This is a genomic window from Lactiplantibacillus nangangensis (assembly GCF_005405065.1).
Classification (GTDB): Bacteria; Bacillota; Bacilli; order Lactobacillales; family Lactobacillaceae; genus Lactiplantibacillus; species Lactiplantibacillus nangangensis.
This window is the reverse complement of record NZ_BJDI01000032.1, coordinates 1-3,968: the sequence shown is the minus strand read 5'-3', so window position 1 is coordinate 3,968 and position 3,968 is coordinate 1. Positions and strand designations below refer to the sequence as shown.

The following is a 3,968-nucleotide window of genomic DNA, read 5'->3' as shown; positions in this document are numbered from 1 at the left end:
CTCGTGGTTCCGACTACTACGGCCCACAGCGGACTTACACCGCCTAGTTATCACCCATGCCGGGCGCACCAAAAAAAGCGGTCCAGCAGTTACGCCGATCCGCTTACTAATTTAAGAATTCTGAGTAGTCGTTTCAAATTTAAAAACATCGCTGAGCGCTTGACTTGTCAGGCCGGGAGTTTTATTGACAATAAATGTCGCCACCGCTGATTGACTCATCTGAGTTTGAATAAAAGTCGTTGGTACGAGGTTCGCCAATGAAAGCACCACGAAGATCACTAGGTAGGAAATCAAAAATGAGACGACCCCACCAGCAACGCTATTCACCTGCTTAATCACCGGTAACCACGTTACACTGCGTGAAACCCGTCCAAGCATCCGGATGACCGCCCAACCAATTGAAATCAACAAAAAGAACGCCACCATGTTAACAACTAAAATACTCCCAGCACTCACTTCGACTAGGTGGGTATTGCTTAAGAAATTGCTCAAGCTCGTGCCAAACGGTTGGTAAAGTAAGCGGGCAAAAATCAAGACCGCCACCGTTCCTACTAAGTGTAGGATTTCAATCACAAACCCCCGGTGAAAGCCGCGCATTATTGCGATAACTAGTAATAATAAGATGACAATGGTAAAAATCATTCAGGTTGCCCCTCTCTTAAGTCGTAACGCTATTTTAGCAGGTTTACACCGAACTTGCGTGAGATTTGCGCAAAATTAAACTTTCCTTAGCACCTTGACTTAAATTCGTTTATTCGTTAAAGTTTAATAGTAACGATTACTATTTAAAAAAACAGAAATGGAGCGTTTAGGTGCCTTTGAAAAAATTCCTATTAAGCTTGATCGTTTTGATTGGACTAGGTGGTCTCTTAGCCGGTTGTCAATCGACGACCCAAGCCACACCAACGACAAACGGTAAAATTAAAATCATTGCGAGTTTAGACTTCTATGGTCAAACTGCCAAACAGGTCGCCGGTAAGTACGGCCAAGTCACCTCAGTGATTAATCGACCCGGAATTGACCCCCACGACTTTGAAGCGACCGTGCAAACTGCCAAAGTTGCCAGTAAAGCAAGCCTAATTATTTATAATGGCCTGGGCTATGACGACTGGATGAGTAAGCTAATCGTCAATAAAGCGGACAACGCTAAGGTCATTCAAGTTGGGACGACCATTGCCGGTCAAAAGGACGGGGCAAATGAACATGTGTGGTATGACCCAACGACCATGCCAAAGTTAGCGCATCAAATTGCCCTAGAATTAGCCAAAATTCAGCCCGAGCATAAACAGTACTTTCTCAAACAGGCGAAAGCCTATCAAGCTAGTCTCAAGCCATTGGCCACTAAAATTGCGCAATTGAAGCAACAGGCACATGGTCAAAAAGTTGCCGTCAGCGAACCGGTCTTCGATTACTCGTTAGCGGCGATGGGGTATCAGGTCAGCAACGCCCACTTTGCGAAAGCAATTGAGGAAGGCGCTGATCCGTCACCAAAAGATATCCAACAGATGCAGACGGCCATTAAACAACGGAAAATTGCCTTCTTTGTGGAAAACACCCAGTCAGACAGTAATATCGTTGATAATATGGTTAAATTAGCGCATCAATCTGGTGTCCCAGTCCTAAAAGTGACTGAAACATTACCAGCGCATCAAACTTACGAGAGTTGGATGCTCGCACAATATCAGCAGTTAGCTAAAATTCAAGCTGAATCTAATTAAAGCGTGGAACAAGAGACGTTCTGATATCGTAGCTCAATTGCATCCATGCCTTTTGTTCCACGTTTCGGCTATAAATACAAAATGAGCCTAGGGGGTATCCCAGGCTCATTTTGTTGATGTTTGATCAGCACCATTTTTACCCTTTTTGACGTTCATCACGTAAAAGTAACGCCAAAACAAACCCGACAATTTCAACACCCAGCATCGTCCAGAAAACGACATGATAGCCTTGTAGATTGGCCGTCATCGTTGGAACACCAGCTTTTAATTGCGCCGCAGTTACATTTGATAAGAGTAGCGTTGCCACCGCGACGCCAGCGGAACCCAGAATCTGACGAACCGTCGTAATCACAGCAGTCCCGTGTGAAATCAGCCGATCAGGTAACGAGTTAGCCCCTAAGGTCACTGCAGGCATCATGACAAACGCATTGCCACCTTCGATTAGTGCCGCAATTAAAATCATGGTCAGTAGATTTAATTTGGTCGTTATCAAGGCTAAAATCAGCCAACCAACAACAATCATTGCCATCCCGAACAGCATAATTTGCTTATAACCGAATTTCTCTGCCAAACGGCCAGTTAATGGATTGAGAATACTAAGGAAGACCGCCCCCGGAACTAACGATAGCCCAGAAATAAATGGTGAGACCTTTAAGACGCCTTGATAATAAAGTGGGAAGATAATGGTCACAACGATCAAAGCAATATAAGAAATCGCCGTTAGGAAAATCGCCAAATCATAATTAAACGTTTTTAAGACTCGTAACTCCAATAACGGGGTCTTTAGATGAAACTGACGGTAAGTAAAGTAGGCCACAGCGATTATTGAAACAATCAGTAACCCCCACCCCAAAGTCCAGTTTACATCCGGCTTACCAATCTCATTAACCACGTATAAAATACCAGCGAAACCTAATAACATCAAAATTGAAATTAAATCCAGCTTAGAAGGCTTGCTAACCATCACATCTTGAATCGTGACAAAGCTTAAAAAGATTAAGATTGTTGCGACGGTGATAAAAACTAAGAATAGCCCATGCCAGTCCGTGAACTTCAAAACCACCCCAGAAATGATTGGTCCTGAAGCCAAGGCCGACCCCATGACCAAGCCTGCTAGCCCCATCGTTGAGCCGCGCTGGCTTTCAGGGGTAATCGTTAAAAGAATTGACTGATAAGATGGGAAAAGTACGCCAACCGCCGCTGCTTTAATCAGACGACCAACCATCATAATCGTGAAACTCGGTGCAAAGTAAATAATAATTGACCCAATATCAAACAAAACTAAAACCGTTAAAAATAATTTCTTAAACCCAATATTGTTCAATAACCAAGGACTAATCGGCATCATCACGACCATCGTCAGCATAAAACCAGTCGTTAACCATTGGACCGTCGACGCAGAGATACCGAAATCGCGCATAAAGGTCGGATAAACCGTCGATAAGGATGATTGGCTGATCGACATCGTCCAAGTTCCTGTCAATAAGGTGAAAATAAACCAGAAACGCCGACGCCCAGTCAGTGTCAACGTTGTTTTTGTCTGAGCCATAAAATCTTCCTCTCTCACTTTAGAACTATTATCAACTAACAAGTCCCATTGTAACCATTTTGGCAGTTATTGTACAGACGTCACGCTTCACCAGCCGTCAAAAAAGGACCGTTGACGTGTTGTCAGCGGTCCTCACTTAGCTTTCGATTAATTCAGTATGATCATTAACTTTAAATAACTAGTCCCCAACTAGCTTATTCAGCGAGCATTGCCGCACTCACGGCCTGCATCTTTTCTTTTTCGTCATCACTTGGTTGTGCAATTTTCATCTTCTTCAATGAAATTACTGCGCGATACTGTAACTCAACCACATTAATATCGTCCCGTACATCATAATGGGTGATTGTGACGTATGCGGAGTTCTCATAAATCTTTTCGACTTTAGCATAAAAATCATAATCGGTATTACCATTTTTCTGGCACTTAACCCGATCCCCCACTGCAATTTTAGCCATGACTATCACTCCACTTCATAAAATATGCTAATAACATATCACTTAATGAAGTGAATAACAATTATTGGTCTCGAATTTGCCCGGATTTTCAATAGTTGCGCCAGTCAACAATCAAATTAAAATTTGTAGACACGAAAAAAGGAATCGAACTTAATCGATTCCTTCGTTTGCATGGCAACGTCCTACCCTCGCAGGGAGCGATCCCCCAACTACTCTCGGCGCTAAGAAGCTTAACTTCTGTGTTCG

4 protein-coding genes are annotated in these 3,968 nt (G+C 43.3%); 1 reads left to right on the top strand and 3 read right to left on the bottom strand.

Going from position 1 to position 3,968, the window contains the following annotated elements:
• Positions 1-111 precede the first annotated feature (111 nt).
• Positions 112-642 (bottom strand): CvpA family protein, encoded by a 531-nt coding sequence (locus FFM70_RS13705; RefSeq protein WP_137617399.1) that lies wholly within the window; start codon positions 640-642, stop codon positions 112-114.
• Between the two features lie 170 nt (positions 643-812).
• Here FFM70_RS13705 and FFM70_RS13700 point away from each other — a divergent pair, with 170 nt between their 5' ends.
• Positions 813-1,718 carry a metal ABC transporter solute-binding protein, Zn/Mn family gene (locus FFM70_RS13700; protein ID WP_137617398.1) on the top strand — a complete coding sequence of 302 codons (906 nt, stop codon included), beginning with the start codon at positions 813-815 and terminating at the stop codon, positions 1,716-1,718.
• A gap of 136 nt (positions 1,719-1,854) precedes the next feature.
• Here FFM70_RS13700 and FFM70_RS13695 read toward each other — a convergent pair whose 3' ends face one another.
• Together FFM70_RS13695 and FFM70_RS13690 are read right to left on the bottom strand one after the other, a co-directional pair.
• Positions 1,855-3,267, bottom strand: coding sequence for an MFS transporter (locus tag FFM70_RS13695; RefSeq protein ID WP_137617397.1), 1,413 nt, complete (start codon positions 3,265-3,267; stop codon positions 1,855-1,857).
• Between the two features lie 194 nt (positions 3,268-3,461).
• The gene (locus FFM70_RS13690) at positions 3,462-3,722 is read right to left on the bottom strand and encodes a DUF2187 domain-containing protein (protein WP_137617396.1); all 261 of its coding nucleotides are present in this window, start codon (positions 3,720-3,722) and stop codon (positions 3,462-3,464) included.
• Positions 3,723-3,968: the final 246 nt, after the last annotated feature.

Bases quoted from the DNA above. Each gene is read 5' to 3' on its own strand.
- FFM70_RS13705 (WP_137617399.1), bottom strand. From the start codon at position 642: ATGATTTTTACCATTGTCATCTTATTATTACTAGTTATCGCAATAATG.
- FFM70_RS13695 (WP_137617397.1), bottom strand. From the start codon at position 3,267: ATGGCTCAGACAAAAACAACGTTGACACTGACTGGGCGTCGGCGTTTC.
- FFM70_RS13690 (WP_137617396.1), bottom strand. From the start codon at position 3,722: ATGGCTAAAATTGCAGTGGGGGATCGGGTTAAGTGCCAGAAAAATGGT.